Here is a 26,314-nt window from a genome sequence, read left to right as displayed (position 1 = left end):
GTGCAATCGGACGAGTGTAGGCGCAGGTCACACGGTTGCGGAGGGACGGTCGAGCCAGTCGGTCGGCACCGGCTGCAGCGTGCGACCCAGGGTTAACGCTCGGTAAGTCAACTGCGCCGCCTCTTCGAGATAGAGGGCGCGCTTGTGTGCCAGCTCGACCGAGTCGGCGATCACCGAGCAGCCGTGGTGGGAGAGGATCACGCAGTCGACGCCGCCGGCGCACGCGGCCGCGGCGAGCTCGCCGACCCGGGCGTCGCCGGGCGGGCTGAACGAGGTGGTCACGACCTGCCGCAGATAGAAGGCATGGTCGGTGGTGACGAGCCGGATGGGCTCGCCGATCGCGTCGAGCAGCAGCACCGTCTGCGGGTGCAGGTGGACGATCGCGTTGGCGTCGGGCCGGACGCGGTAGGTCGCCAGGTGCAGCCCGATCTCAGAAGATGGCGCGGCGGCTGTGTCAAGTACCGCGCCATCGCTGATTCGGACCCGAACAAACGAGTCTCGGGACAGTCCGTCGAGCCAGGTGCCGGCGGCCGTCACCCAGCACTCGTCGGAGCCGGGTGCTCGGGCGGACAGGTTGCCGCCCGAGCCCACGACGAGCCCAGCCTGCACGACCGCCTGCCCTAGCAGGGCAAGCTGGTCGCGCAGATCGTCGGGCCGATGAAACAAAGCCCTACCGAGGAGCCTTCTTGGTCGCCCGCTTGCGCGGCGGCGTCAGAAGGTCGGCGATGGTGCCGATGGCGGCGGGCACCAGGCGGTAGAACGCCCAGACACCCCGCTTCTCGCGCTCCAGCAGCCCAGCCTCGGTCAGGATTCGCAGGTGGTGGCTCACCGTGGGCTGCGAGAGCCCGAGCGGGGCCGTCAGGTCACACACACACGCCTCGCCGTCCGGCGCCGACTGGATCAGGCTCAGGAGCCGGAGTCGGGCAGGGTCGGCAAGTGCCTTCAGGACGCCGGCAAGACGCTCGGCATCGGCGCGGTCAATCGGCTCGCCAGCAAGCGGCGAGATCTGGGGCAGGGTCATCTCAGCCAGCGCAGTTCCCACGTATTCCATCCTTCCACCAACACCATCGACCCGCCTGCATATACGCAGGTCCGAATCGACAATTTTTCAGCCCTATTGGCCGAGGTCGGCCAACGAAAATGCTGAGCGATAGCTCAGCCCCGCGGCGCGGACCGCCTTTTCCGCCCCACGGTCGACGATAACCGCGACACCGACGACTTCAGCGCCGGCCTCGCGCAACGCCTCTACGGCAGTCAGAACGCTCCCTCCTGTCGTGGAGGTGTCTTCGACCGCCAGCACCCGGCGGCCGGCAACATCGGGTCCTTCGACCCTCCGCTGCAGACCGTGAGCCTTGTCACTCTTCCGAACGACGAACGCGTCGAGCTTGCGTCCCGTTCCCCGCGCGGCAGCTGCGTGCAGCATCGCGGTGGCCACCGGATCGGCGCCGAGGGTCAGCCCTCCCACAGCGTCGAAATCCCAGTCGGCGACCAGATCGAGCAGCACCCGGCCGACGAGCGGCGCACCAGCATGGTGCAGCGTCAAGCGACGTAGGTCCACATACCAGTCGGCTAGTTGTCCGGACGACAGCGTCACTCGACCCTGGACCACAGCCAGGTCTCGTACGAGTTTCAGCAGGTCGTCACGGTCGGTCATGACCGAAGCGTACGCGCTAAATCTCCCGAGCGAATCGATGACCCGCACTCTTGCAGAAATATAGGGCCGTCAAGGGGACAAGGAGGAATACGAAGGTGATCGCAGCGATCACCACGAGTGACGCGAGGGGTGATGGTGACAGGGGTCAACGAAGCACACGTGAGGGAGGTTCGCGTTGGTTTCACCGATTCCGGAGCATCGCCCAGGGCCTGTCACATTGGCCCTGACCAGCGCGAACACCCCTTTCTAGGGGGCCGGTACGCAAGGACTCAGCCCTTCGCCGCTGATTTCCGACCGTTCGGCGGCACCGTGACCACAATCATGTTCAATGCTCGTCCCACTCAATGATCATCGCGGCCGATGCGACCCCTGGTGCCCTTCGAGACGCGCCGCACCAGGCTTTGCGGGGCGTGCCGCATCCCGAAGACCACCAACTTGTACTTCCAGTCGGGCACGCTGACCAGCTTGCCCTTCCGCAGGTCGCGCAGCCCGTCACGGACCACGCGGCCGGCGTCCAGCCACAGCCACGACGGCGTCTTGGACACGTCGATGCCGGCCCGTTCGTGAAACTCGGTGCGGGTGTAGCCGGGGCACAGCGCCATCACCCGGACCCCCTTGGACCGCACCAGCTGCCCGGTCGACTCGCTGAAGTTGGTGACCCACGCCTTGCTCGCCGGATACGTGGACCCGGGCATCAGCGCGGCGAACCCGGACACCGAGGAGACGTTGATGATGTCGCCCTTGCCGCGGGCGGTCATGGCGGGCAGCGCCGCGAGCGTGAGCCGCATGACCGCGTTGACGTTGAGCCGCAGCAGCAGCTCCTCCCGCTCCACAGTGGAGCGCAGGAACGGCGTGTTGAGGCTCATCCCCGCGTTGTTGACCAGCAGGTCCACGGGGCGGGCGGCGGCGGCGAGGCGGGCGGCGACCAGATCGCAGCCCTCCGGCGTGGACAGGTCCGCGGGCAGCACCTCGACGCCGCCCCGCTCGGCCGCGTCGCCCCGCTCGGCCACGTCGCCCCGCTCGGCCGCGTCGCCCCGCTCGGCCGTTGTGGCCAGCTCGGCCGCCATGGCTTCGAGGCGGGCCTGGTCGCGGGCCACCAGGACCAGGTGGTACCCCTGGGCGGCGAGCTCACGTGCGAACGCGGCGCCGATGCCCGCGGTGGCGCCGGTGATGAGTGCGACTGGCCGCTCGATCATGCCGGCACCATACGCGGAAGGGCCCCGGTTCCCCGGGGCCCTCCTTGGTTCACACGGTCGGTGGCGGCTGGTTCGGCGGTCCGCCGGCCGGCGGATAACCGGGGTACCCGGGGTCACCGGTGCCGGGCACCGGCGGCTCCCACTGCTGCTCGACCTTGCGGAAGTACGGGTGCGACGCGGGCAGCGCCAGCAGCACGATCGCCGCCAGGATCGCCAGGATCAGCAGGATGCCCAGCACCGTGGTGACCGGCTGATACCAGCTCGGCACCTCGGAGTAGAGCAGCTCGTTGTAGCGGTCCCAAGTGGGCAGGGACTGGTCGTCCTTGCGGAGTTGCTCCCACGAGCTCTTGAGCAGGATGGTGGAGCCGAACGCGCCGATCGTGCAGCACACCGCGATGCCGCCGAGGACCCACGTGAGGATCCGGGCGACCTGCTTGCCCTTGCCGACGAACACCGCCAGCAGGCTCAGCAGCACGATGATGAGCACGCCGACGACGACCGTGATGGCGCCGGTGGCGCCCTGCCCCAGGCCGGCGCCCTCCTGCGAGGTGCCGGCGACGGCCTTCTTCGCGCCGTCGGTGAGTGCGCCGGAATAGGCCAGCGAGAGAATGATGTTGATCAGCTCGAGGCCGGCCGCCGCGTAGAGCAGGTAGACGGCCAGGTTGACGGTGGACGGTCGGGCGCGCGGCCCAGACGCTGGGTCGGCGTATGCCATCGGATCTCCTCCCAGGAAACCTTGAGGATCAACCGTATCGATGTCGGGCCGGCACCGCAGGCGCTGGCCTCAGTTGTTGAGGCGATCTTGCGCATATCGGGTGAGCGTGGTGGTGCCCATCATGCAGCCGCTGAACGTCGTGACCTCGGCATCCTGCCGTGCGAGGCGCTGCCAGGCCGCCCTGCCCGCGTCGGCGTCGACGTGGGTGAGGAGCTCGGCCGCATAGAGCCGGCCAGCGGGTTTGGCGCGGTCGAGGAGCGCCTCCAGCTTGGGCCGCAGCTCGGCGCCGTGCTGGCGGAGACCCTCCTCGACCGCGAAATACGCCTTGGTGGCCGGCAGGAGCGTGCCGGCGATGCCGACCCCGCCGAACGCCAGCGTGTCGGCGTCGGCGAGTTGGCGCAGTTCCTCATCGAACGCACCGTTCTTCTTCCACAGCATCGCCCTCGTCCTATCCGGCGCTGACTGTGAGCGCCTTCTTGTCGTCCGCCAGGTCCACGACGACGCGGTCACCGTCGCGGATCGTGCCGGCCAGCAGCGCCTTGGCGAGCTGGTCTCCGATGGAGGTCTGCACCAGGCGCCGCAGGGGGCGGGCGCCATACACCGAGTCATACCCAAGACTGGCGAGCCAGTCACGTGCCGCGTCCGTGACCTCCAGCGCCAGCCGCCGGTCCGCCAAGCGGCGGGCCAGGGCCTGCAGCTGGATGTCGACGATCGCGCGCAGGTCGGCGGGCGACAGCGCGTCGAACACGACCATGTCGTCGAGCCGGTTGACGAACTCCGGCTTGAAGTGCTGCCGCACCGCGGCGATCACGGCGTCGCGCCGCTGCTCGGTCGTCAGCGTCGGGTCGTCGGCGAGCACCTCGGAGCCCAGGTTGGACGTCAGGATCAGGATGGCGTTGCGGAAGTCGACCGTGCGACCCTGCCCGTCGGTGAGCCGGCCGTCGTCGAGCACCGCCAGCAGCACGTCGAACACATCGGGGTGGGCCTTCTCGACCTCGTCGAGCAGCACCACCGAATAGGGCCGGCGGCGGACCGCCTCGGTGAGCTGGCCGCCCTCCTCGTAGCCCACGTATCCAGGGGGCGCGCCGACGAGCCGGGCGACCGTGTGCTTCTCGCCATACTCGCTCATGTCGATGCGTACCATGGCGCGCTGGTCGTCGAAGAGGAACTCCGCGAGCGCCTTCGCCAGCTCGGTCTTGCCGACCCCGGTGGGGCCGAGGAAGAGGAAGCTGCCCGTCGGGCGGTCGGGGTCGGCGATCCCGGCGCGGGCGCGGCGCACCGCGTCGGAGACGGCCTGCACCGCCTGCTCCTGCCCGACGACCCGGCTCCGCAGTGCCTCCTCCATCCGCAGCAGCTTCGCCGTCTCGCCCTCCATCAGGCGGCCGGCAGGGATCCCGGTCCACGAGGCGACCACCGCGGCGATGTCGTCGGCGGAGACCTCCTCCTTGAGCATCGACCCGGCGGACTGCAGCTCGGCCAGCTCCACCTCGGCGGTGCGCAGCTCCTGCTCCAGGTCGCGGATCCGCCCATAGCGCAGCTCGGAGGCCTTGGCCAGGTCGAGGTCGCGCTCGGCCCGGTCGGCCTCGCCCCGCAGCTGCTCCAGCTGCTCCTTGATCGTGGAGACGGCCGAGATGTGCTGCTTCTCGTTCTGCCAACGCTCGGTCAGCGCGGTCAGGTGCTCGCGGCGGTCGGCCAGCTCGGCGCGCAGCCGCTGCAGCCGCTCCGCGGAGGCGACGTCGGGCTCCTTGGCCAGCGCCATCTCCTCGATCTCCAGCCGGCGGACGATCCGCTCGACCTCGTCGACCTCGACCGGCCGCGAGTCGATCTCCATCCGCAGCCGGGACGCCGACTCGTCGACCAGGTCGATCGCCTTGTCCGGCAGGAAGCGGTCGGCGATGTACCGGTCGGACAGCGTCGCCGCCGCGACCAGGGCGGCGTCGGTGATCCGCACGCCGTGGTGCACCTCGTAGCGCTCCTTGAGCCCACGCAGGATGCCGATGGTGTCCTCGATCGACGGCTCGCCGACCACGACCGGCTGGAACCGGCGCTCCAGCGCGGGGTCCTTCTCGATGTGCTCGCGATATTCGTCCAGCGTGGTCGCACCGACCATCCGCAGCTCGCCGCGGGCCAGCATCGGCTTGAGCATGTTGCCGGCGTCCATGGAGCCCTCGCCCTTGCCGGCGCCGACGATGGTGTGCAGCTCGTCGAGGAAGGTGATGACCTGCCCGTCGGAGCTCTTGATCTCCTCCAGGACGGACTTGAGGCGCTCCTCGAACTGGCCGCGATACTGCGCGCCCGCGACCATGGCGGCCAGGTCCAGGCTGACCAGGCGCTTGTTGCGCAGCGACTCGGGCACGTCGCCGGCCACGATCCGCTGGGCGAGGCCCTCGACGATCGCGGTCTTGCCGACGCCGGGCTCGCCGATGAGCACGGGGTTGTTCTTGGTGCGGCGCGACAGCACCTGGATCACCCGGCGGATCTCGGAGTCCCGGCCGATGACCGGGTCGATCTTGCCGTCGCGGGCGGCCTGGGTGAGGTCGACGCCATACTTCTCCAGCGCCTGGAAGGTCTGCTCGGGGTCGGCCGTGGTGACCCGCCGGTCACCGCCGCGGACCTGCGGGAACGCGGCGACGAGGGTCTGCTCGGTGGCCCCGGACTCCTTGAGCCGGGTGGCGACCGCACCGCCGACGCGGGCCAGGCCGGCCAGCAGGTGCTCGGTCGAGGTGTATTCGTCGCCGAGCGGGCGCGCGATCTGCTCCGCGGCCTGGATCGCGTTGGCGAACTCGCGGGCCATGTTGGGCTCGACCACGCTGGATCCCTTGGCGCTGGGCAGCCGGTCGACGGCGTGCAGCGCGGCGCGGCGGATGTCGGCGGGATTGGCGCCCACCGCGCGCAGCAGGCCCGCGGCGGTCGATCCGCCCGTGTCCAGCAGCGACAGCAGCAGGTGCCATGGTTCGACGGTCGCGTGCCCGCGCTGGCTCGCCGCGTCAACGGCGGCCTTGATGACCTCGCGACTCTTGGTGGTCAGGCGTTCGGCGTTCATCGGCTCCTCGTTCTGTTTCGTACCCGTGCTCCAGATACGACGCTTCCGAGGTTGAGTCTATTCCACTCAAGTCTTATCGTGCAGCGACAGCGACCCTCGACCACTCACAATTCTTGTCTTTCACCACGCAGAGCCACACCTCACCCGACTGCTGCGCCGGGTAGCCGAGGATGGCGGTGTCGGAGAGCCGGCGGAGCCGGAAGACCAGCCGGCCGCCCTGGTCACGGATGCGCTTGTCACCGTCGACCGTCCAGACGCCCTGGCCGCTGGCGATCAGCAGGATGCCGCCGGGCAGGACCTCGGCGCTGTAGACCTCGGCCACCTCGCGCATCGCGTTCGCCTCGACCCAGGTGCCGTCGGCGCTGCGCCGGGCCGCGTACTGGTTCGCCGCGAGCCACACGTCGGACCCGTCGGGAGCGACGACCACGTGCGGCTCCACCCCGCTCTGCTGCGGCAGCCGGGCCGTGCCCTCGGCCCGCCAGGTGCGGCCGTGATCGGCGCTGCTCCAGACGCTGACCGTGATCATCGGTGCCGCGGTGTTCGAGGTCTCGACGGCCTGCGCTGTCAGCCACAGCTTGCCGTCGGCCTGCGCCACCAGGCTGGTGAAGCGCTGGTTGCCGGCGGGACGGCCGGGCAGCGCGGTCCGCTTGCCGTCGTCGGTGACCTCCATCGGCTGCCTGGCCGCGCAGTCGACCGTGCCGTCGATGCACCCGAGGCTGAACCGCGGCTCGGTGAGGTTGACCTCCGGTGGGGTCGGGATGAGCGGGTGCTGCTGGAAGGTGTGGCCGGAGTCGCGGGAGACATACCAGCCGCCGGGCACGGTGCGCAGCAGCAGCACATTGCCCCGGCCCAGCCGCATCTCCACCTCGGTGGCGTCGTCGAAGGGCACCTTGCGGGCCACCCACGACTGCCCGCCGTCCAGCGTGATGACCAGGCCGACCTGGCAGGCCAGCCCGCTGACACACGTGCTGAACAGGGCGTAGCCGGTGTCGGCGTCGGCGAACTCGACCGCGCGCGGCGAGGTGCCCTTCGGCACCTGGACCACCGACTGCCGGTTGTGCGGGTCTTCCGACCCGGCCGGCGCCGGTGGCTCCTCCTGGTAGGAGACGTCCGTGGCCGGCTCGTCGGCCGACTCCTTGTCCGGCGTGCAGGACCCGGCGGTGAGCGTCATGGTCAGCGCGGCGGCCAGCGCGGCGGCCAGCGCTCGACGTTTTACCAACGCCACCGCCAGAACCTCCGCTGGTAGCGCACCTTGACGCTGCTGCTCTTGACCTCGCCGCTGATGCGGAACGTGACCCCCTGGCCCGACGGCTCGATCCGCGACTTCACGGTGCTCGCGTGGGCGTCGATGCTGTCGAGGTCGGCGGTGGCGCCCGTGGGCAGGATGAGCTCGACCGAGCTCGACTGCGCCTCGAGCACGACGTCGACGAAGCTGCTGGCGAAGATCGCCTGGGTGAAGTCGAGCTTTACGGAGCCGGCCCGGGTCGTGATCGACAGCCGGCGAGGGACCGTCCAGCGGCCCTGCCGCTTCAGCGACGAGGACCGGTTGCGGATCTCGACCGCCTCGGGCGCCTTGATCTGCTGCCCGGGAAGGTCCATCACGTATGGCTCGACCTCGCCATATGTCCGGCACCGCAGGACGCCGTCGACCCGCTCCTCGAACTCCGCCAGGGTCAGCCGGCCCTCGGACACGGCCAGGTTCAGCTGGGCGACCACCCGTTCGCGCTCTGCGTCGGAGATGCGCATGCCGCGATGGTCCGTGCTCACGACGACACTGTAGACCCAGCCGGAACCCATTGACATAGCCCAGATCGCAGGGGACTTATCACCGTAAAGTCACCCGTATGGCGGTATCCGGAGAGTAACCGGTCCCTTCGGCTCTTCCGCTGTTGCCAGGTGGCGGGCTAAGTTGTCGCCGACTCCAGGACCTCTGGCGATCACATACCCGCTGGCCACGGGAGCTGACGTTGAGCGTGCAACAAGCCGGATTCCGGGGCTTTGACAACCCGGTCGACCCTACTCCAGCAGAACTGCGCGCGTGGGCCTACCATCCCGACGCGTCGGTGCTGCAGACCATGCCGCCGGACTGGGACCTCCTGGTCGCCGGCGACCGGCTGATCGGCACGTTGTTCGACCTGGCGATGGACCCGGCCTGCCCGGCCCGCCGGTTCGCTCTGCACTGCCTGTACATCTACGCCGCCGACGGCATCCGCACGCACTTCCGTGCCCACCCGAAGCGGCGCCTGCGCAAGTTCGTCGAGCAGGCGGAGGAGCAGGGTGACGATCAGCTGACGATCTGGGCACACAACGCCAGGATGCTGCTCGCCCGGCCCGAGCTGTTCGAGTATCACGACTGGTGTGAGGGCGGCCTGGTCCGCGCGCCGCGCCGGATCAGCTGAAAGGGCGCCGTCAGCGACGGCGCCCCAACAGTTTGACCACACCCTGCGAACATCCGGTCAGCCCTCCGGATGACCACACCATTCCCTGCCCAGGTCATGCCCGGCGGCGGGGAAGGGCAAACACGCTATTTCTGGTTGGGTCGCCAGACCACCAGGGCGGTCTGATGCTGGTGCGTCGGCACCAAGTCCCGGCGGGGGAAGCCGCTCGCCTCCAGGCGCGCCAGCCTGGTCCGGGTGCGGATCAGCTCGTCCTCCAGGTCGGCGACCCGCTGGCGCAGGTCGCTGACGAGACCTTCGAGCTCGATGATCCGCTTGATGCCGGCGAGGTTGACGCCTTCTTCCTGGCTGAGCCGCTGCACCTCCCGCAGCAGCGCCACGTCGCGCTCGCTGTAGCGCCGGCCACCGCCGGAGGTGCGGCCGGGCTGCACCAGCCCCATGCGGTCATATTGCCGCAGGGTCTGCGGGTGCATCCCGGCCAGCCGGGCAGCGATCGAGATGATCAGCACCTTGGCGTCGGAGACCGCCTCGAAGCTGATGAAGACCTCGCGCTCCTCGAAGCGCCCATCATCGTTCATAGCTGCTGCGCTCCCGTGCGATCGCCTCGAGCCGCTCCCTCGGAGCCGGCGGCGCCGCGGCCGCGTAGTCGGACAGTGCCTGCCGGGCGGCCTCGGAGAGCTCCGCCGGCACGTGGACGTCGATCGTGACGAGCAGGTCGCCGACCTTCCCGTCGCGCCGGGCGACCCCCTTGCCGCGCACCCGCAGCGTCCGCCCGCTCGGGGTGCCCGGAGGCACCCGCAGCGTGACGGCCGCGTCGAGGGTCGGCACCCGCAGGTCGGCGCCGAGCGCCGCCTCGGCGAAGGTCACCGGCACCGTCAGGGTCAGATCGTCGCCGGTCCGGCCGAAGACCGAGTCGGGACGCACCCTGATCAACACGAACAGGTCGCCGGCCGCGCCACCGCGGGTGCCCGGCTCACCGCGACCGGTCAACCGGATCCGCTGACCCTCGGCGACCCCCGGAGGGATACGCACGTTGATCGTGCGGGTCTTGGTCACCCCGCCGCTGCCCACGCACTCCGGGCACTTCTCGTCGACGATCGTGCCCACACCCTGGCACTCCCGGCACGGCTCGGTGAAGCTGAACGAGCCCTGGTTGCTGCTGACGACACCCTGGCCCCGGCAGTTGGGGCAGGTCCGCGGCGTGGAGCCGGGGGCCGCGCCGTTGCCGTGGCAGGTCTCGCAGGTGCCCGGCGTGCGCAGCGTGATCGGCAGCGTGGCGCCCTGCACCGCGTCGGCGAAGTTGAGCACTACCTCGGTCTCGACGTCACGACCGCGGCCGCGGCGTCCGGGCGGCGCACCCGTGGCCCCGGCCCCGCCACCACCGGAGAAGATCGAGCTGAACAGGTCCGAGAAGCCCGCGCCGCCGAAGCGGCGGTCGCCACCGACGCCGGCACCCTGGCCGGGCGCACCGCCCTGCGCGCCGTTGGCGAACAGGTCGGAGAAGTCGAAGCCGGGGCCGCCGCCCGGGCCGTGGTTGCCGGCCCGCGCGTTGCGCCGGAACGCACCAGCGCCGAAGAGCGACCGCATCTCGTCGTATTCCTTGCGGCGGCCCGTGTCGGAGAGCACGTCATACGCCTCCGACACCTCCTTGAACTGCTCCTCGGCCGCCGCGTTGTTGGGGTTGCGGTCGGGGTGCAGCTCCCGGGCGAGCTTGCGGTAGGCCTTCTTGATCTCGTCGGTGGAAGCGGATTTGGTGACGCCCAGAACCGCGTAGAAATCCTTTTCCAACCAGTCCTTCGAACTCATTGCGCCACCTCCTCCAGACGTCTCTTACTCCGGGTCGGCAACGGCGACCAGAGCCGGTCGCAGCAGCCGCTCGCCAAGGAGATAGCCGCGCCGCATCACGTCGATGCAGGTCGGCTCGGTCACCTCGGCCGAGGTCAGGTGGGCTACCGCCTCGTGACGGGTCGGATCGAACGGGTCGCCCTTGGACCCGAACACGGTCAGCCCGAACTTGGTCAGCGCCGCGGTCAACTGCTCCGCGACCGCACCGAACGGCCCGACCAGGTCGCCGTGCTCCCGGGCCCGGTCGAGATCGTCGAGCACCGGCAGGAGTGCGCCGAGCACGGTGCCGGTGGACTGCTCGACCACCAGCGCCCGGTCGCGGTCGACCCGCTTGCGGTAGTTGGCGTATTCGGCGGTGACCCGCTGCAGGTCCCGGGTGCGCTCGTCGAGGTCGGTGCGCAGCGCCGCCAGCTCCGCGCCGAGGCCGTGCTGGTGGGTGTCGTCGGTGGTGCCTTGCGCCGCGGCCTCGCCCGGTGCCCCGGACGGGGGCGCGTGGACCGTGAACGTCTCGTCCACGATCTCGCCCTCGACCGGCGCCTCATCGGCGTCCCCGTCCTGCGGCTCAACCGGCGCTGCAGCCGTCTCGGTCACGGTCTCGGTCTCCTCGACCTCCACATCGGCCTCCTCCGCGGTGTGTCCGGCGTCAGGTGCGTCGGCCGGCTTGCCGTTGGCCGACACCTTTCGCTTGTCCTTGATCACAACGCGCTCCGCCGGCCCTTCCGGGCCGGCGGCGCGGGCTTCGTCGGTCACTTCTTGTTGTCCTCGTCGATGATCTCGGCGTCGACGACGTCATCCGGGCCGTTGCCCTGCGGGCCGGCCTGCGCGCCGCCGGCGTCGGCACCACCGAACCCGGCACCGGGGGTCTCGCCGCCGCCGGCGCCCTGCTGACGCTGCTGCTCATACAGGGCGCTGCCGGCCTGCTGCGAGACCTGGGCCAGCTTCTCGTGCGCCGACTTGATCCGCTCGGTGTCGTTGCCGCCGAGCGCGCTGCGCAGGTCGCCCAGTGCCTCGTTCATCTGGTCCTTGGCGTCGGCGGGGATCTTGTCGCCGCTCTCGGCCAGGAACTTCTCGGTCTGCCACTGCAGGGCCTCGGCCAGGTTGCGGGTCTCGGCCTCCTCGCGGCGACGCTTGTCGTCGTCGGCGTGGTCCTGCGCGTCGCGCATCATCCGCTCGATGTCGTCCTTCGGCAGCGCGGAGCCGCCGGTGATCGTCATCGACTGCTCCTTGCCCGTGCCGAGGTCCTTGGCGGACACGTGCACGATGCCGTTGGCGTCGATGTCGAAGGTGACCTCGATCTGCGGCACGCCACGCGGCGCCGGCGGCAGGCCGGTCAGCTCGAACGTGCCGAGGCGCTTGTTGTAGGCAGCCATCTCGCGCTCGCCCTGGAAGACCTGGATGAGCACCGACGGCTGGTTGTCGTCCGCGGTGGTGTAGACCTCGGAGCGCTTGGTCGGGATGGTCGTGTTGCGCTCGACCAGCTTGTGCATGATGCCGCCCTTGGTCTCGATGCCCAGCGACAGCGGGGTGACATCGAGCAGCAGGACGTCCTTGACCTCGCCCTTGAGGACACCGGCCTGCAGGGCGGCGCCCACGGCGACGACCTCGTCCGGGTTGACACCCTTGTTGGGGTCCCGGCCGGTGAGCTGCTTGACCAGCTCGGTCACGGCGGGCATACGGGTCGAGCCACCGACGAGGATCACGTGGTCCAGCGTGGAGACGCTGAGGCCGGCGTCCTTGATGGCGCTCTCGAACGGGCCCTTGGTGCGGTCGAGCAGGTCCTGCGTCATCCGCTGGAACTCGGCGCGCGACAGCTGGGTGTCCAGGTGCAGCGGGCCGTCGGGGCCGGCGGTGATGTAGGGCAGGTTGATCGAGGTGGTGGTCGCCGCCGACAGCTCGATCTTGGCCTTCTCGGAGGCCTCACGCAGCCGCTGCATCGCCATCTTGTCGGCGGACAGGTCGATGCCGTGCTGGCCGCGGAAGGTCTTGACCAGGTGGTCGATGACCCGCTCGTCCCAGTCGTCGCCACCGAGGTGGTTGTCACCGGAGGTCGACTTGACCTCGACGACACCCTCGGCGAGCTCCAGGACCGACACGTCGAACGTGCCGCCGCCGAGGTCGAAGACCAGGACGGTCTGCTCCTTCGGGCCCTTGTCCAGGCCATAGGCCAGGGCGGCCGCGGTGGGCTCGTTGACGATGCGCAGCACGTTGAACCCGGCGATCTCGCCGGCCTCCTTCGTGGCGGTGCGCTGCGAGTCGTTGAAATATGCCGGCACGGTGATGACCGCGTCGGTGATCTGCTCGCCGAGATACGCCTCGGCGTCGCGCTTGAGCTTCATGAGCACCCGCGCGGAGATCTCCTGCGGGGTGTACTTCTTACCGTCGATGTCGATGGCCCAGTTGGTGCCCATCTCCCGCTTGACGGAGCGGATGGTCCGGTCCGGGTTGGTGACGGCCTGCCGCTTGGCGACCTCACCCACCAACACCTCGCCGTTCCGGGCGAACGCAACGAGGGACGGCGTCGTGCGCGCACCTTCGGCGTTGGCGATGACGCTGGGCTCGCCGCCCTCAAGGACACTGACCACCGAGTTGGTGGTTCCGAGGTCGATGCCGACCGCACGTGCCATAGCTGCTAGACCTCCAGGAAGCAGTCGGTGCGAAGGCACCGACCGCGAAGTTGAGTGACTGTCACTCAATAGTGCCACGCAACTCACGATCGTCAAGTCGAACCTTGAGTGAGTTCGGCGCAACTTGTCACACCCGGGGGTACCGCTGTGGTAGGTCATGGGTGAGATTGCGCTGGGTGCCATCGATGCTTACCGGCATTGCATGGCGCTCGACAGCGACATCGTGCACGCTTTACCCGTGACCACACAGGGCGAGTCGGTGTCCGCCCGGTCGACGGCCGCCAGCCCTTCAGCGGATGACCCGTCCACCGGTCGGCCCCCACGCGCCCGGGAGCCGGAGCGGTCCCCCGTCGCCGACCTCGTCCAAGCCCTCGTGGACCTCCGGGACCTCGGCAAGGCGACCCGTTTCGCCCTGCCGCTGCCCAGCGCCGAGCGGGCCACCACGGTCGCCGCGGCCATGGTCGACCAGCTCGACGACTATCTGCTGCCCCGGCTCGACCGGCTCGACGCGCCGCTGCTGGTCGTCGTCGGCGGCTCGACCGGGGCCGGCAAGTCGACCCTGGTCAACAGCCTGATCCGCACGCCGGTCAGCCCGGCGGGCGTGCTGCGCCCCACCACCCGCGCGCCGGTGCTGGTCTGCCACCCCACCGACATGTCCTGGTTCTCCCAGCCCAACGTGCTGCCGTCGCTGATCCGCACCACCGGCGCGAGCAGCGACACCGGCACCCTGCAGGTCGTGTCCGCGCAGGCGCTCACCGCCGGCCTGGCCCTGCTCGACGCGCCCGACATCGACTCCGTCGTCGACGCCAACCGGCAGCTCGCCACGCAACTGCTCGCCGCCGCCGACCTCTGGCTCTTCGTCACGACCGCCGCCCGCTATGCGGACGCGGTGCCGTGGGGGATGCTGCGCACCGCCCGCAACCGGGGCACCGCCATCGCCCTGGTCCTCGACCGGGTGCCCGGCGGCGGGGCGGCCGACGAGATCGGCCCGCACCTGACCTCGATGCTGCAGGAGCAGGACCTCGGCGGGGTGCCGCTGTTCGTGCTGCCCGAGGTCCGCCTCGACAGCCAGGGGCTGCTCAACGAGGCGCAGGTCGCGCCGCTGCGGGACTGGTTCGGCAAGCTGGCCCGCTCCGCGGACGCGCGCGCCGCGGTGGTCCGCCAGACCGTCGGCGGCGCCGTGGACGCGCTCACCATGGACGTGGGCGTCCTCGCCGCGGCCGCCGAGGACCAGGTCACCGCCGCGAAGTCACTCGACGACGCGGTCCGCGGCTCCTACCGGGCCGCCACCTCCTCGGTGGAGCAGGGCATCCACGACGGCGCGCTGCTGCGGGGTGAGGTGCTCGCCCGCTGGCAGGAGCTCGTCGGCACCGGCGACATCATGCGCGCGCTGCAGGCCCGCGTCGGGCGGGCCCGCGACCGGATCATCGCCGCGCTCACCGGCCGCCCGGCGCCCGGCGAGCGCTTCCAGGAGGCGATCGGCTCCGGGCTGGGAATCCTGCTCAAGGGCGCCGCCACCGACGCCGCTGAGCGGGCCGGCGTCGCCTGGAAGTCCCACCCCGCGGGTGCCGCGCTGCTGGCCGCCGCGCCCAACCTGACCCACCCCTCCGACGACCTGGACGAGCGGATCTCCCGGCTCACTCGCGACTGGCAGCGTTCCGTCCTCGAGCTGGTGCGCACCGAGGCGGGCGACAAGCGGGTGCTCGCCCGGGCCAGCGCCTATGCGGTCAACGCGACCGGCCTGCTGGTGATGGTGTCGGTCTTCGCCGCCACCGCGTTCATCCCGACCGGCCTGGAGATCGTGGTGGCCGGCGGCACCACCGTCACCGCACAGAAGGTGCTGGAGGCGATCTTCGGCGACCAGGCGGTGCGGTCCCTCGCCGAGCGGGCCAGGCAGGACCTGCTGGACCGGGTCGCCGCCCTGTTCGACGAGGAGGCGGGCCGCTACCGCAGCGCGCTGGCCGGCGCCGGGGTCGACGACGACTACGCCGGCCGGCTGCGGGCCGCCAGCACCGCGGTGCAACTCGCCCGCGCCGACGTCCGGCTGGACTCCAAATGAGAGCGACCCGATGAGCTTGGTGGAGCGGATCAAACAGGCGATCCCGCGGCAGGGTGGCACGGTGGACGCCGACCGTCTCGCGGACCGGGTCGAGGGGCTGCGCCGGTTCGTGCGGGCGACCGAGGACCACGTGCCGGACGCGCAGCTCGTCACCGCCCGTACCGTCATCGACCGGGCCGGGGAGCGGCTGGCCCTGTCGCGGGCGCACACGGTCGTTGCGCTGGCCGGCGCCACCGGCAGCGGCAAGTCCAGCCTCTTCAACGCGTTGTGCCGCTTCCAGCTGTCCCGCGTCGGGGTGCGCCGCCCGACGACCGGCGTCGCGCACGCCTGCGTGTGGGGTCCGCAGGGCGCCGGGCCGCTGCTCGACTGGCTCGGGGTGCCGCCCAACCGGCGCTTCACCCGGGAGAGTGCGCTGGACGGCAACGACGAGGCCGGCCTGCGTGGCCTGGTCCTGCTCGACCTGCCCGACTTCGACTCGATCGAGGCCCGGCACCGGCTCGAGGTCGACCGGCTGCTGCGCCTCGTCGACCTGGTGGTGTGGGTGCTCGACCCGCAGAAGTACGCGGACCGGGTCGTGCACCAGCAGTATCTCGCCCAGTTCCAGCGGCACCGGGACGTGACCGTCGTGGTGCTCAACCAGGCCGACCGGCTCAACCGGGCCGACAGCGAGCGGCTCGTCGCCGACCTGCGCCGGCTGCTGGAGGCCGACGGGCTCGGCGGGGTGCCGGCGTTCGCGACCTCCGCGAAGGGCCAGCCGGGCCTCGACATGCTGCGCGCCACGCTGGAGCGCACCGTCGAGCAGCGCCAGGCCGCCCTGCAGCGCCTCGCCGGCGACGTGAGCGGCGCGGTCGGCGAGCTGGAGCCGCTGGTGGCCGCCGACGTCGGCGGCGAGAAGATCCAACCGGCCGCCGTCGACCGGCTCGCCGAGTCGCTCGCCGTCGCGGCCGGGGTGCCCATCGTCGTCACCGCGACCGAACGGACCTACCGGCACCGCGCGACCGGCGTGCTCGGCTGGCCGGTCGCGCGCTGGGCCCGCAAGCTCCGGCCCGACCCTTTGCGCAGGTTGCATCTGGACCAGCCGGCTGGCGGTACACCTGCCGCCTCGTCATTGCCGGAGTCGACGGCGGCACAGAAGGCCGCGGTCACGCTGGCGTCCCGCGAGGTCGCCGAGCAGGCAGGTGCGGGGCTGCCGGAGCCGTGGCCGGCCGCGGTCACCGCCGCGTCCCGCGCCCACCTCGACGACGTGCCCGACGCGATGGACGTCGCGGTCGCCTCCGCCGACCTCGGCATGGCCCGCCGACCGTTCTGGTGGCGGCTGGTCGGTGGCCTGCAGTGGCTCGGCGCCGCCGCCGCGCTGGTCGGGCTGCTGTGGCTGGCGGTGCGGGCGGCGTTCGCGTTCCTCGGCCTGCCCGGCGTCGACGCCCCGGAGGTCGGGCGGCTGCCACTGCCGACCGCGCTGCTCCTCGGCGGGCTGCTGTTCGGGGTGCTGCTGTCGATCGTGGTCCGGCCGATCGTGGGGCTGGCCGCCCGCCGGGCCAAGGCGCGCGCCGAGCGCCGGCTGCGCGCCGCGATCGCTGAGGTGGCGGACGTGCACATCGTCGCGCCCATGCGAGCGGTGCTGCGCTCGTACGATGACGCGCGTGACGCATTGCGAACCGCCGCCCGCTGAGCGGTGGCGCTGATGGACCTGCACTACCTGAAGGAGCATCCGGCGCAGCTGCCGGTGTTCATCAAGCACCAGCGCATCCGTGAGACGCCGGTGCCGGGCGGGTCGATCTGCACTGCCCAGCGGCTGACGTTCGACGACGGCAGTTCCATCTTCTGCAAGTCCCTCGCCGATCCGCCGGAAGGGTTCTTCGCCGCCGAGGCCGCCGGGCTGCGGTGGCTGCGGGAGTCCGGTGCGGTGCCGGTGCCCGACGTCATCGTCGAGCTGCCGGAGCTGCTCGCCCTCGAGTGGATCGAGCACGGCGAGGCCACCACGGACGGGGCCGAACGGCTCGGGCGGCGGCTGGCGGCGTTGCATCGGGCCGGCGCGCCGTCGTTCGGGGCGCCCTGGACCGGGTTCATCGGCACGGCGGCACTGCCGAACGACGCCTCCGACGGTCCCTGGGCGGCCTGGTTCGCCGAGCGGCGGCTGCTGCCCTTCCTGCGCATCTCGATCGACAACGGCGCGCTGACTGGCGCCGACGTTGCCGACGTCGAGCGGGTGATCGCCGGCATCGAGGGGTACGGCGGTGCCGAACCGCCCTGCCGGATCCACGGTGACCTCTGGCCGGGCAACGTGCTGTGGGATCGCAACGGCGACGGCTGGCTGGTCGACCCGGCCGCGCACGGCGGGCACCGCGAGACCGACCTGGCGCTGCTCGGCCTGTGGGGCGGCGCGCCGCACTATGACCGGTTCCTGGCCGCATACGGCGAGGCCTGGCCGCTCGCCGACGGCTGGCGGGACCGGGTGCCGCTGCACCGGCTCTACCTCCTGCTGGTGCACACGGCGCTGTTCGGCGCCGCATACCGGGAGTCGGTCCGCTCCACACTGCGAGCCCTCTGAACTGTCATACCGCTGGGGTACCGTTTCGGTCATGACGCTTTCGGAGCCACCGGGTGCCGGTCTTACCGACCGCCATGGCCGGGTGGCGACCGACCTGCGGGTCTCGCTGACCGACCGGTGCAACCTGCGCTGCACCTATTGCATGCCCGCCGAGGGGCTCGACTGGCTGCCCAGCCCGACGCTGCTCACCGACGACGAGGTCGTCCGGCTGATCGGGGTGGCGGTCACCCAGCTGGGTGTGACCGAGGTCCGCTTCACCGGCGGTGAGCCGCTGCTGCGCCGGGGACTGCCGGGGATCGTGCGGGCCGTCGCCGCGCTGGAGCCGCGGCCGAGCACGATGCTGACGACCAACGGCGTCGGCCTGGCCCGGCTCGCCGGGACGCTCGCCGAGGCGGGGCTCGACCGGGTCAACGTCTCGCTGGACACCGTCGACCCGGCCAGGTTCCAGGCGCTGACCCGGCGCGACCGGCACGCCGACGTCCTCGCCGGGCTCGCCGCGTCCGCCGAGGCAGGCCTGGTGCCGGTGAAGATGAATGCGGTGCTGCTGCGCGGGGTCAACGACGACGAGGCGGTGCCGCTGCTGCGGTTCGCCCTCGAGCACGGTTATGAGCTGCGGTTCATCGAGCAGATGCCGCTGGACGCCGGACACACCTGGCGCCGCGAGGAGATGGTGACCGGCGAGGAGATCCTCGGCCGGTTGCGCGAGGCGTTCGATCTGCGGCCCGATCCGGCGCTGCGCGGGGGTGCGCCCGCCGAGACCTGGCTGGTCGAGGGGCATGAGAGCATCGGCGGCGGGCCCGCCAGGGTGGGCGTGATCGCGAGCGTGTCGCAGCCGTTCTGCGGCGCTTGTGACCGCACCCGGCTGACCGCCGACGGGTCGGTGCGCTCGTGCCTGTTCAGCCAGGAGGAGACCGACCTGCGCAGCGCGTTGCGGGCCGGGGCCACGGACGGCGAGCTGGCCGACCTGTGGCGCAAGGCGATGTGGGCGAAGCCGGCCGGGCACGGCATCGACGACCCGAAGTTCCTGCAGCCTGCCCGTCCCATGTCGGCGATCGGGGGATGACCGCGGTGCTGCTCGTGCGCTATTTCGCCGGGGCCCGCGCGGCCGCCGGCGTGCCCGAGGAGAAGATCGAGGCGGCGACGCTCGGTGAGCTCGCGGCCGCCGTGACGGCGGCGAGGCCGAAGCTGGCCTCGGTGCTCACGGCCTGCTCGTTCCTGGTCGACGGCACGTCCTGGCGCGACCGCGACGCGGCGCTGCCGGAGACGGCGACGGTCGACGTCCTTCCACCATTCGCGGGCGGCTGAGCACGTGTTCATTGCGCTTTTCCTGGTCGTCGTGCTGCTCGTCATCGGCGCCATCCACTGGTATCTGTGGAAGCGGCTGGTCAAGGACGTCGTCACCACGCGGCGCGGCCGGCGGGTGGGGACGCTGGTCGTGGTGCTGCTCGGGGTGCTGATCCCGGTAACGCTGGTCGGGTCGCGGGTGCTGCCGCTGAAGCAGCAGCCAGTGCTGGCGTGGCCGGGGTTCCTGTGGCTGGCCCTGATGTTCTACCTGCTGGTGACGCTGGCGGTGCTGGAGCTGCCGCGGCTGGCGCTGCGCGGGTGGACCCTCCGGAGGACGCCGCAGCCTGTGGATAACTCTGTGGACAGCAGTGCTTTGCCTGTGGACAGTGCGGCCCGACCTGTGCAAGGGGTTGTGGACGGGCCGGGCGGGCCTGTGGACGACGCGACGGGCCTCGAGCCGGCGCGGTCCTCGGCGGAGGCGCTGCCGGCGGCGGTGGAGGGGCGGTTCGACCCTTCCCGCCGGCTGCTGCTCGGGCGGTCGCTGGCGGCGACGGCCGGGGTCCTGTCCGTGGCGGCCGTCGGCATCGGCACCTGGCAGGCGAAGAGCGCGCCGGTGCTGAAGCGCGTCCCGATCCGCCTGGCGAAGCTCCCGGCGAGCATGGCCGGGTTCAAGATCGCGCTGGTGTCCGACATCCACCTCGGGCCGCTGCTGGGCCGGTCACACACCGAGCGGATCGTCCGGATCATCAACTCGGTCGACGCCGACCTGGTCGCGATCGTCGGTGACCTGGTCGACGGCTCGGTCGCGGAGCTCGGGCCGGCCGCCGAGCCGCTGCAGGACCTGAAGGCGCGGCACGGCAGCTTCTTCGTCACCGGCAACCACGAGTATTTCTCCGGCTACAAGGAGTGGATCGACGAGGTCAACTCGCTCGGTGTCCGGGTGCTGCGCAACGAGCGGCTCGACATCCAGGGCATCGACCTCGCCGGCGTCAACGACGTCACCGGCGAGGACGTCGGCGACGGGCCAGACTTCGCCAAGGCGCTCGACGGCCGCGACGCCTCGCGACCGGTCGTGCTGCTCGCGCACCAGCCGGTCCAGGCGCACGACGCGGCGAAGCACGGCGTCGACCTGCAGCTGTCCGGACACACCCACGGCGGTCAGATGGTGCCGTTCAACCTGCTGGTCGGCCTGGAGGCGCCGGTCGTGGCCGGTCTCGGCACCGTCGACGGCACCCAGGTCTACGTGACGCGGGGCGCCGGGTTCTGGGGTCCGCCGGTGCGCTTCGGGGCGCCGCCGGACATCTCGATCGTTGAGCTGCACGGCGCGTAGCGGGCGCCGGACGGTGGGCGTGTGACAGGATGCGGCGTGCCTTCGAACGTCTCCGACCACTCGTTCGTGGCCGATCTGCACATCCACTCGAAATACTCCCGGGCGTGCAGTCGCGACCTCAGCATCGAGACGCTCACCTGGTGGGCCCGGCGCAAGGGCATCACGCTGCTCGGCACCGGCGACTTCACCCACCCGGCCTGGCATGACCACCTGCGTGAGGCGCTCGTGCCGGCGGAGCCGGGCCTGTTCCGCCTCCACCCCGACCGCGAGGCGGACATCCTGCGCCGCCTGCCGGGGCGCCTGTCCGACGGCGCCGACGGTTCGCCGGTCCGGTTCATGCTGTCGGTCGAGATCTCCACGATCTACAAGCGCGACGACCGGACCCGCAAGGTCCACCACCTGATCTACCAGCCGGACTTCGAGGCGGCCGCCCGCTTCAACACCGCGCTCGGGCGGATCGGCAACCTCGGCTCCGACGGCCGGCCGATCCTCGGCCTCGACTCGCGCGACCTGCTCGAGATCACGCTGGAGGCCAGCCCCGACGGGTTCCTGGTGCCGGCGCACATCTGGACGCCGTGGTTCTCCGCGCTGGGCTCCAAGTCGGGCTTCGACGCGATCGCCGACTGCTACGCGGACCTGGCGGAGCACATCTTCGCGGTCGAGACCGGGCTGTCGTCCGACCCGGCGATGAACTGGCGGGTGTCGTCGCTGGACCGCTACCGGCTGGTGTCCAACTCCGACGCGCACTCGCCGCCGGCGCTGGCCCGCGAGGCGACCCTGCTGACCAGCGAGCTGGACTACTTCAAGGTCCGCGACGCGCTGCGCACCGGCGACGGCCTGGCCGGCACGATCGAGTTCTTCCCCGAGGAGGGCAAGTATCACGGCGACGGGCACCGCGCCTGCGACGTGAACTGGCTCCCGGCGCAGACCCGCGAGGCCGAGGGCCTCTGCCCGGTCTGCGGCAAGGCGCTCACCGTGGGGGTGCTGCACCGGGTCGAGGAGCTCGCCGACCGGCCCGACGGCTACGTGCCGCCGGGCGCACCCCAGGTCACCCACCTGATCCAGCTGCACGAGATCCTCGGCGAGATCCACGGCGTCGGCGCGAAGTCCAAGACCGTCGACGCCGCCCTGACCGCCCTGGTCGCGGAGCTGGGCTCGGAGCTTGCGATCCTGCGCGAGGTGCCGGTCGACGCGATCAGCCGCGCCGGCGGGGAGCTGCTCGGCGAGGGCATCGCCAGGTTGCGCAGGGGCGAGGTGAGCCGCACGCCGGGCTTCGACGGTGAGTACGGGGTGATCAAGCTGTTCGCACCCGAGGAGCTGCGATCCCGTGGCGTGCAGGAGGACGTGCTGTTCGACGTACCGATGCCGGCACTGCCCAAACAGCGCAAAGCCGAGTCGGCTCCCAAGCCCGCCGTGAAACGCCGCCGGCCCACCCCGGTCCAGGAGTCGCCGCCCCCGATCTCCTCACCGGTGTCGCCGCACGAGCCGCTCGAGCCGATGCTGGCCGGGATGGAGGAGGTCGGCACGGGCCTGCTCGACCGGCTCGACGCGCTGCAGCGGGTGGCGGCGTCCGCGCCGGGCGGCCCGCTGCTGATCGTGGCCGGCCCGGGCACCGGCAAGACGCGGACGCTCACGCACCGCATCGCTTACCTGTGCGCCGAGCTGGACGTGTATCCGGAGGAGTGCCTGGCGATCACGTTCACCCGGCGGGCCGCGGAGGAGCTGCGGGAGCGGCTGGAGGGCCTGCTCGGTCCGGTGACCGAGGCGGTGACGGTGTCGACGTTCCACGCGTTGGGGCTGTCGATCCTGCGGGAGAACGCCGCCGCGGTCGGGTTGACCCCGAAGTTCCGCATCGCGGAGGAGGCCGACCTGCTGGCCGCCCTGGATCCGTTGTCGGAGCGGGAGGCCCGTCGGGCGCTCGCCGCGATGGAGCCGTCGACCGCCGAGGCCCTGGCCAAGGCGTTGCGGGCGCGGGACATGGTGTCGCTCGACGAGCTGCTCACGCTGAGCGTGCAGCTGCTCACCGAGTCGCCGGCGCTGGTCGAGCGGTACCGGGACCGCTGGCAGTGGATCTTCGTCGACGAGTACCAGGACGTCGACCCGGTGCAGTACGACCTGCTGCGGCTGCTGTGCCCGCCCGGCGGCAACCTGTGCGCGATCGGCGATCCCGACCAGGCGATCTACTCCTTCCGCGGCGCCGAGGTCTCGTTCTTCCTGCGCTTCTCCAGCGACTTCACCACGCCGGACGTCGACGCGCGGGTCGTGCGCCTCACCCGCAACTACCGTTCGTCGGCGCCGATCCTCGCCGCGGCGGTGCAGGCGATCGCGCCGACGACCCTGGTGCCGGGGCGACGTCTCGATCCCGCGCGGCTGGACCTGGAAGCGCCGATGGTCGGGCTGTATCCGGCCATGTCGGTCGCCGACGAGGCGGACTTCGTGGTGCGCACCGTCGACGAGCTGGTCGGCGGCCTGTCGCACCGCTCGCACGACAACCGGGTCGACTCGCGGGCCACGGTCGGCGCGATGTCGTTCTCGGACATCGCCGTGCTGTATCGCACCGACTCGCAGGCCGCACCGATCGTCGACGCCCTGTCGCGGGCGGGCGTGCCGGTGCAGAAGCGCTCGCACGACCGGCTGCTGGACCGCCCCGGCGTCGCCGCCATCGCCCGCGAGCTGCGGTTCGCGACCGGGCTCGGCGGGTCGATAGCGGCCCGGGTGCGGCTGGCCGGGCAGGTCGTCGCGGGGCGCTGCGGGCAGCTCGACACCGACGTGATCGGACTGACCGAGGCCGACGTGTGGACCGCGGTCGAGCTGATGACGCCACCGGCGTTGCGGGCCGGCAGCGACCTGGACGAGTTCCTGGGCGCCCTCGCCACCGGCGCCGAGGTCGACGGCTGGGACCGGCGCGCGGACCGGGTGACGCTGCTGACCCTGCACGCCTCGAAGGGGCTCGAGTTTCCGGTCGTGTTCCTGGTCGGCTGCGAGGACGGGCTGCTGCCGTTGCGGATGCCAGGCTCGCAGGGCCGCTCCGAGGACGACGTCGCGGAGGAGCGCCGGTTGTTCTTCGTCGGGCTGACCCGGGCGCAGGACCGGCTCTTCCTTTCGCACAGCCGGACGCGCTTCCGGCACGGTTCGGAGCGGGACATGGCGCCGACGCCGTTCCTGTCGTCGATCGACCCCGGACTGTTGGAGCGGCGGGGTCCCGCGGCGCCCCGCAAGCCCAAGGATCGGCAGCTCCGCCTTATCTGAACCCCGACCTGTCGCAAATCCGTGAGGTGGAAGTGTCGGGGGGTGGCGCTACCGTAGCTGCATTGACGCAACTAGGCTGCCTGGAGCTTCGCGGAGCAGGAGGATCACATGTCGGGTTACGGACCGCCGGGCCCGTACCAGGGCCAACCGCAGGACCCCTGGCAGGGCGGCGGTGGCCAGCAAGATCCCTATGGTCAGCCGGACCCGTACGGTCCGCCGCCGGGATCGTATGGGCAGCAGCCTGATCCCTATGGCCAGCAGCCGGATCCTTACGGTCAGCCACCGCAGTGGGGTCAGCAACCGCAGTCGGGTGGTCCTTATGGGGGCAACTACGGGCAGACCGGCACCTATCAGCAGCCTGCTTATGGCCAGCCACCCGGGCCCGGCCAGGGCGGCGACCAGTGGGGTCCGCCGGCCGCACCGCCGCGCCGGAAGGGCTCCGGCGGCACGGTGGCGATCGTCGTCATCATCGTGCTGGTGCTGTGCAGTCTCGGCGGCGTCGGCACCTGGTATGTCCTGAAGGACAACAAGACCACCCCCTCGACGTCCGCACCGACGCCGAAGGTGAGCACTTCAGGGAAGTCCTCCGGCAGCGCCGCGCCGAGTGGTGCCCCGTCGTCGGCGACCGGCGTGCAGCCCGGTGACGCCAAGACGGTGAAGGTCGGCGAGTGCCTCACCAACCAGGGCACCGCACAGCAGCCCCGGATGGTGAAGACGGCCTGCGCGCCGGCGACGTTCGAGGTCCTGAAGCGCATCCCCGCGACCAAGGACGTGACCAAGTGCAAGGACACCGCCGGCTACACGCATGACTACTTCTACGACAGCACCGTGGACAGCGAGGACTTCGTGCTGTGCCTCAAGCTGAGGAACTAGTTCGCCTGGCGTAGACGACCCACGTTTCGTGGACCACGGAGGAGAACCTCCGTGGTCCACGCTCGTTTGCAACTAGAGGCGACTCGAACATTTGTTTGACCCCCCTTGCGCGGCGCCCCTGAGGCCTGTAGTACATTAGTTCGAGCCTGGCAGACGGTGGACTTGATGCACCGATCTAAGCCTTTCTTGCGTGCGCCCTAGACTGCCCTAGATAAGGCACGACACGCCACAAGGATGTTCTATGCGGTTCTAGCGTTTTGGCTAGAGACGCCGATACGGTGCGATTCGTGGATCCCGTTCGCAACCCGTATGCGCCCGGAGCTGGGCAGCGCCCCCCCGAGCTGGCCGGCCGTGACCGTGAGCTGCAGGCCTTTGAGGTCGTCCTCGAGCGCGTCGCCCGCGGGCGGCCCGAGCGCTCGCTGATGCTCACCGGCCTGCGCGGCGTCGGCAAGACCGTGCTGCTCAACACGCTGCGCTCGCAGGCGATCTCACGGTTGTGGGGCACCGGCAAGATCGAGGCGCGGCCCGACCAGTCGCTGCGCCGGCCGCTGTCCGCGGCGTTGCACATGGCGATCCGCGAGCTCGCTCCGCACCACCGGGCGCCGGACCGGATCGACGAGTTCCTCGGGGTGCTGAAGGCGTTCGCGGTCCGGGAAGATCCCAACAAGCCGCCGGGGAAGCTCCGCGACCGGTGGCAGCCCGGGATCGACGTGCCGGCGACCACGGGCCGCGCCGACTCCGGCGACATCGAGATCGACCTCGTCGAGCTGTTCACCGATGCCGCGAGCGTCGCCACCGACGTCGGCACCGGCGTCGCGATCTTCATCGACGAGATGCAGGACCTCTCCGCCGACGACATCTCGGCGCTGTGCGCGGCGTGCCACGAGCTGTCGCAGACGGGTGCGCCGCTGATCGTGGTCGGCGCCGGGCTGCCGCACCTGCCGGCGCTGCTCACCGCGTCGAAGTCCTACTCCGAGCGGCTCTTCCGCTACCAGCGCATCGACCGGCTCGACCGGATCGCCGCCGACCTCGCCCTCACCGCACCCGCGATGCGGGAGGAGGTCGAATACGAGTCGAAGGCGCTCGACGCGCTCTACGAGGCTTCGGGCGGTTACCCGTACTTCGTGCAGGCCTACGGCAAGGCGACCTGGGACCACGCGCCGCACTCGCCGATCACCGCGGCGGACGTGCGGGTGGCGGCGCCCGAGGCCGAGGCGGAGCTGGCCGTCGGCTTCTTCGGCTCCCGCTACGAGCGGGCCACACCCGCGGAACGCGAGTACATGCGCTCGATGGCGACCCTCCTGCCCGCGGTCGACGTGTCCGAGGCCGTGCCGACCGCGGAGATCGCCCGCAGCCTGGGCCGGCGCCCGGCGAGCCTCTCCCCTGCCCGCGACGCCCTCATCAAGAAGGGGCTCATCTACTCCGGCGAGCGCGGCACGGTCGCCTTCACGGTGCCGCACTTCGCCCGGTACATCCGCTCGCAGCCCTCTGACTAGCT

The 26,314-nt window shown here is 71.1% G+C and carries 23 protein-coding genes; 10 read left to right on the top strand and 13 right to left on the bottom strand.

All coding sequences use genetic code 11. The annotated features are described in order from the left end of the window. Nucleotides 1–27: 27 nt before the first annotated feature. The 9 genes from AB0K00_RS02780 to AB0K00_RS02740 form a co-directional block, all read right to left on the bottom strand. Nucleotides 28–666 (bottom strand): class II aldolase/adducin family protein, encoded by a 639-nt coding sequence (locus tag AB0K00_RS02780; protein ID WP_363514157.1) that lies wholly within the window; start codon nucleotides 664–666, stop codon nucleotides 28–30. A gap of 4 nt (nucleotides 667–670) precedes the next feature. Then, the gene (locus AB0K00_RS02775) at nucleotides 671–1,051 is read right to left on the bottom strand and encodes a metalloregulator ArsR/SmtB family transcription factor (RefSeq protein WP_203848243.1); all 381 of its coding nucleotides are present in this window, start codon (nucleotides 1,049–1,051) and stop codon (nucleotides 671–673) included. 63 nt (nucleotides 1,052–1,114) lie between these two features. Continuing rightward, nucleotides 1,115–1,654: an orotate phosphoribosyltransferase gene (pyrE, locus tag AB0K00_RS02770; protein ID WP_327007288.1), complete on the bottom strand. Its 540-nt coding sequence runs from the start codon at nucleotides 1,652–1,654 to the stop codon at nucleotides 1,115–1,117. Nucleotides 1,655–1,995: 341 nt separating this feature from the next. Beyond that, complete coding sequence (locus AB0K00_RS02765; protein ID WP_363514153.1) at nucleotides 1,996–2,850, bottom strand: SDR family oxidoreductase; 855 nt, start codon at nucleotides 2,848–2,850, stop codon at nucleotides 1,996–1,998. A gap of 49 nt (nucleotides 2,851–2,899) precedes the next feature. Continuing rightward, nucleotides 2,900–3,565: a hypothetical protein gene (locus AB0K00_RS02760; protein WP_363514150.1), complete on the bottom strand. Its 666-nt coding sequence runs from the start codon at nucleotides 3,563–3,565 to the stop codon at nucleotides 2,900–2,902. A 69-nt stretch (nucleotides 3,566–3,634) separates the two neighbouring features. Continuing rightward, nucleotides 3,635–4,003: a hypothetical protein gene (locus tag AB0K00_RS02755; RefSeq protein WP_363514147.1), complete on the bottom strand. Its 369-nt coding sequence runs from the start codon at nucleotides 4,001–4,003 to the stop codon at nucleotides 3,635–3,637. Nucleotides 4,004–4,013: 10 nt separating this feature from the next. After that, entirely contained in the window at nucleotides 4,014–6,608 is a 2,595-nt protein-coding gene (clpB, locus tag AB0K00_RS02750) for an ATP-dependent chaperone ClpB (RefSeq protein WP_363514144.1), read from the bottom strand. A 73-nt stretch (nucleotides 6,609–6,681) separates the two neighbouring features. Continuing rightward, nucleotides 6,682–7,833: a sialidase family protein gene (locus AB0K00_RS02745; protein WP_363514141.1), complete on the bottom strand. Its 1,152-nt coding sequence runs from the start codon at nucleotides 7,831–7,833 to the stop codon at nucleotides 6,682–6,684. Next, complete coding sequence (locus AB0K00_RS02740; protein ID WP_363514138.1) at nucleotides 7,821–8,375, bottom strand: DUF1707 domain-containing protein; 555 nt, start codon at nucleotides 8,373–8,375, stop codon at nucleotides 7,821–7,823. The genes AB0K00_RS02745 and AB0K00_RS02740 overlap by 13 nt, the downstream gene beginning before the upstream one ends. A gap of 200 nt (nucleotides 8,376–8,575) precedes the next feature. Between AB0K00_RS02740 and AB0K00_RS02735 the strand changes: the two genes are divergently transcribed. Next, complete coding sequence (locus AB0K00_RS02735; RefSeq protein ID WP_363514136.1) at nucleotides 8,576–9,007, top strand: hypothetical protein; 432 nt, start codon at nucleotides 8,576–8,578, stop codon at nucleotides 9,005–9,007. Between the two features lie 125 nt (nucleotides 9,008–9,132). On the opposite strand, the gene AB0K00_RS02730 is transcribed toward AB0K00_RS02735, so the two are convergent. Genes AB0K00_RS02730 through dnaK form a run of 4 tightly spaced genes read right to left on the bottom strand, consistent with a single transcriptional unit; the run spans nucleotide 9,133 to nucleotide 13,473 of the window. Next, nucleotides 9,133–9,582 carry a helix-turn-helix transcriptional regulator gene (locus AB0K00_RS02730; protein ID WP_363514133.1) on the bottom strand — a complete coding sequence of 150 codons (450 nt, stop codon included), beginning with the start codon at nucleotides 9,580–9,582 and terminating at the stop codon, nucleotides 9,133–9,135. After that, nucleotides 9,572–10,810, bottom strand: coding sequence for a molecular chaperone DnaJ (dnaJ, locus tag AB0K00_RS02725; protein WP_363514130.1), 1,239 nt, complete (start codon nucleotides 10,808–10,810; stop codon nucleotides 9,572–9,574). The genes AB0K00_RS02730 and dnaJ overlap by 11 nt, the downstream gene beginning before the upstream one ends. A gap of 24 nt (nucleotides 10,811–10,834) precedes the next feature. After that, nucleotides 10,835–11,599, bottom strand: coding sequence for a nucleotide exchange factor GrpE (gene grpE, locus AB0K00_RS02720; protein WP_363514127.1), 765 nt, complete (start codon nucleotides 11,597–11,599; stop codon nucleotides 10,835–10,837). Continuing rightward, nucleotides 11,596–13,473 carry a molecular chaperone DnaK gene (gene dnaK, locus AB0K00_RS02715; protein ID WP_363514124.1) on the bottom strand — a complete coding sequence of 626 codons (1,878 nt, stop codon included), beginning with the start codon at nucleotides 13,471–13,473 and terminating at the stop codon, nucleotides 11,596–11,598. Before dnaK ends, grpE begins: the two co-directional genes overlap by 4 nt. Before the next feature lie 238 nt (nucleotides 13,474–13,711). Between dnaK and AB0K00_RS02710 the strand changes: the two genes are divergently transcribed. From AB0K00_RS02710 to AB0K00_RS02670, 9 genes are all read left to right on the top strand, one after another. Continuing rightward, the gene (locus AB0K00_RS02710) at nucleotides 13,712–15,532 is read left to right on the top strand and encodes an ABC transporter (RefSeq protein WP_363514121.1); all 1,821 of its coding nucleotides are present in this window, start codon (nucleotides 13,712–13,714) and stop codon (nucleotides 15,530–15,532) included. Nucleotides 15,533–15,542: 10 nt separating this feature from the next. Further along, nucleotides 15,543–17,201, top strand: a complete 1,659-nt coding sequence (locus AB0K00_RS02705) for a GTPase (protein ID WP_363514118.1) — start codon at nucleotides 15,543–15,545, stop codon at nucleotides 17,199–17,201. A 12-nt stretch (nucleotides 17,202–17,213) separates the two neighbouring features. Continuing rightward, the gene (locus tag AB0K00_RS02700; protein ID WP_363514116.1) at nucleotides 17,214–18,080 is read left to right on the top strand and encodes a fructosamine kinase family protein; all 867 of its coding nucleotides are present in this window, start codon (nucleotides 17,214–17,216) and stop codon (nucleotides 18,078–18,080) included. Nucleotides 18,081–18,111: 31 nt separating this feature from the next. Next, nucleotides 18,112–19,143 (top strand): GTP 3',8-cyclase MoaA, encoded by a 1,032-nt coding sequence (gene moaA, locus AB0K00_RS02695; protein ID WP_363514113.1) that lies wholly within the window; start codon nucleotides 18,112–18,114, stop codon nucleotides 19,141–19,143. Beyond that, nucleotides 19,140–19,385: a MoaD/ThiS family protein gene (locus tag AB0K00_RS02690; RefSeq protein ID WP_363514110.1), complete on the top strand. Its 246-nt coding sequence runs from the start codon at nucleotides 19,140–19,142 to the stop codon at nucleotides 19,383–19,385. The genes moaA and AB0K00_RS02690 overlap by 4 nt, the downstream gene beginning before the upstream one ends. A 4-nt stretch (nucleotides 19,386–19,389) precedes the next feature. Continuing rightward, the gene (locus AB0K00_RS02685; protein WP_363514107.1) at nucleotides 19,390–20,694 is read left to right on the top strand and encodes a metallophosphoesterase; all 1,305 of its coding nucleotides are present in this window, start codon (nucleotides 19,390–19,392) and stop codon (nucleotides 20,692–20,694) included. Nucleotides 20,695–20,730: 36 nt separating this feature from the next. Next, complete coding sequence (locus AB0K00_RS02680; RefSeq protein ID WP_363514104.1) at nucleotides 20,731–23,943, top strand: UvrD-helicase domain-containing protein; 3,213 nt, start codon at nucleotides 20,731–20,733, stop codon at nucleotides 23,941–23,943. A 108-nt stretch (nucleotides 23,944–24,051) separates the two neighbouring features. Continuing rightward, nucleotides 24,052–24,816 (top strand): hypothetical protein, encoded by a 765-nt coding sequence (locus AB0K00_RS02675; RefSeq protein ID WP_363514101.1) that lies wholly within the window; start codon nucleotides 24,052–24,054, stop codon nucleotides 24,814–24,816. A 287-nt stretch (nucleotides 24,817–25,103) separates the two neighbouring features. Further along, entirely contained in the window at nucleotides 25,104–26,312 is a 1,209-nt protein-coding gene (locus AB0K00_RS02670) for an ATP-binding protein (protein WP_363514098.1), read from the top strand. Nucleotides 26,313–26,314: the final 2 nt, after the last annotated feature.

The organism is Dactylosporangium sp. NPDC049525 (assembly GCF_040676755.1).
GTDB lineage: Bacteria > Actinomycetota > Actinomycetes > Mycobacteriales > Micromonosporaceae > Dactylosporangium.
This window is presented reverse-complemented; position numbering and strand designations above follow the sequence as displayed.

Bases quoted from the DNA above. Each gene is read 5' to 3' on its own strand.
- AB0K00_RS02775 (WP_203848243.1), bottom strand. From the start codon at position 1,051: ATGGAATACGTGGGAACTGCGCTGGCTGAGATGACCCTGCCCCAGATC.
- pyrE (WP_327007288.1), bottom strand. From the start codon at position 1,654: ATGACCGACCGTGACGACCTGCTGAAACTCGTACGAGACCTGGCTGTG.
- AB0K00_RS02765 (WP_363514153.1), bottom strand. From the start codon at position 2,850: ATGATCGAGCGGCCAGTCGCACTCATCACCGGCGCCACCGCGGGCATC.
- AB0K00_RS02760 (WP_363514150.1), bottom strand. From the start codon at position 3,565: ATGGCATACGCCGACCCAGCGTCTGGGCCGCGCGCCCGACCGTCCACC.
- AB0K00_RS02755 (WP_363514147.1), bottom strand. From the start codon at position 4,003: ATGCTGTGGAAGAAGAACGGTGCGTTCGATGAGGAACTGCGCCAACTC.
- clpB (WP_363514144.1), bottom strand. From the start codon at position 6,608: ATGAACGCCGAACGCCTGACCACCAAGAGTCGCGAGGTCATCAAGGCC.
- AB0K00_RS02730 (WP_363514133.1), bottom strand. From the start codon at position 9,582: ATGAACGATGATGGGCGCTTCGAGGAGCGCGAGGTCTTCATCAGCTTC.
- dnaJ (WP_363514130.1), bottom strand. From the start codon at position 10,810: ATGAGTTCGAAGGACTGGTTGGAAAAGGATTTCTACGCGGTTCTGGGC.
- dnaK (WP_363514124.1), bottom strand. From the start codon at position 13,473: ATGGCACGTGCGGTCGGCATCGACCTCGGAACCACCAACTCGGTGGTC.
- AB0K00_RS02705 (WP_363514118.1), top strand. From the start codon at position 15,543: ATGAGCTTGGTGGAGCGGATCAAACAGGCGATCCCGCGGCAGGGTGGC.
- AB0K00_RS02700 (WP_363514116.1), top strand. From the start codon at position 17,214: ATGGACCTGCACTACCTGAAGGAGCATCCGGCGCAGCTGCCGGTGTTC.
- moaA (WP_363514113.1), top strand. From the start codon at position 18,112: ATGACGCTTTCGGAGCCACCGGGTGCCGGTCTTACCGACCGCCATGGC.
- AB0K00_RS02690 (WP_363514110.1), top strand. From the start codon at position 19,140: ATGACCGCGGTGCTGCTCGTGCGCTATTTCGCCGGGGCCCGCGCGGCC.
- AB0K00_RS02675 (WP_363514101.1), top strand. From the start codon at position 24,052: ATGTCGGGTTACGGACCGCCGGGCCCGTACCAGGGCCAACCGCAGGAC.